The organism is Rathayibacter sp. AY1H2 (genome assembly GCF_002931985.1).
Lineage (GTDB): Bacteria > Actinomycetota > Actinomycetes > Actinomycetales > Microbacteriaceae > Rathayibacter.
In genome coordinates this window covers 1-1,151 of sequence record NZ_PSUV01000042.1, presented here as the reverse complement: position 1 = coordinate 1,151, position 1,151 = coordinate 1, and the positions used below count along the sequence as shown (strand labels likewise).

The following is a 1,151-nucleotide window of genomic DNA, read 5'->3' as shown; positions in this document are numbered from 1 at the left end:
TCCGGGCCGGCCCGTGAGGGGCGACCCCCTCACACTCCCCGGCATCCCCGTTCCGGGGGCGCGAGCTCCGCCCGCGCAGCGGTGACGGAGCACCGCCGAGGGGAGGCCGCTACGCGGCCCGATTCCCCGTTTTCTTCACCTCTCCGCGGTTCAAACCTATTTCGCTCCACCGGCTCCGCGCCACCCATTCCGGACGCGGTCGCTGCGCTCCCTTATTTCGCCCGGAATGGGCGTCACTCCGCCGCCTCCACTCAAACGGTTCTTCCCGCCGGAGAGGCAAAGAAAAACGATCAGCCAGAGGGAGCACCCACACCATGCAGACCGCCACCGAATTGCAGACCACGGCTAAGACCTATCTCACGCTCGCGAACACCCGCGCGGTGAGCATCCGCGTCGTGGGCACCGACCCCAGGACGATGCCCTCCGTGCTCGTCACCCGCCGCAAGTCCGGTGTCTGGGAGGCGTGGCATTCCGACGAGCTGCACGGCATCACCAGCGGCTCGTTCCGCCACTGCGTCACCCACGCTCGCCGCGCAGCGATCCGCCGCGTCGCCCCGTTCATGAGCCGCTGAGAGGACCACACCATGACCCGCACCGACACCGGCCGCGCCACGGCCGAACAGCTCGCCCTCATCCTCGACACCCGCCGCGCCGAGTCCGACGACGACGCGACCGCCGCGGACGCCGAGATCCTCGCGCACATCCGCAACACGCTCACCCTGCCCGGAGAAGGGGCCCCCGGCGGATTCCCGGTCACCGACGACGGCACCGCCTACGCCGCCGCGCTGATCGCGTTCCTCACCCCCGCCGAGAAGCAGGACACCGGCGCGGCCCTGGCCGCTTTCCTCACCCCGACCCCGGAGACGCTGGACGAGCGCGCGGCACGCATCGAGTCGAACCGGCGGGTGGATGAGGGGTGGCAGGCGCTCTCCCCGGCGGAGCAGGCCGCGCAGATCGCGGCCGTCGAGCGGACGGAGAACCCCGGCGGGCCGTGCGACTGCGCCAACTGCTACGAGCCCGCCGACCGGTAGCCGCGCGGTGCGGGCCGGCCTTCCGGGCCGGCCCGTGAGGGGCGACCCCCTCACACTCCCCGGCATCCCCGTTCCGGGGGCGCGAGCTCCGCCCGCGCAGCGGTGACGGAGCACCGCCGA

General features: G+C 72.5%; 2 protein-coding genes. Both read left to right on the top strand.

The window, feature by feature from the left end; translation table 11 throughout:
- Nucleotides 1–314: 314 nt before the first annotated feature.
- Nucleotides 315–572 (top strand): hypothetical protein, encoded by a 258-nt coding sequence (locus C5C29_RS16740; RefSeq protein WP_104308595.1) that lies wholly within the window; start codon nt 315–317, stop codon nt 570–572.
- 12 nt (nt 573–584) lie between these two features.
- Complete coding sequence (locus C5C29_RS16735; protein ID WP_104225216.1) at nt 585–1,031, top strand: hypothetical protein; 447 nt, start codon at nt 585–587, stop codon at nt 1,029–1,031.
- The last annotated feature ends 120 nt before the right edge of the window (nt 1,032–1,151 follow it).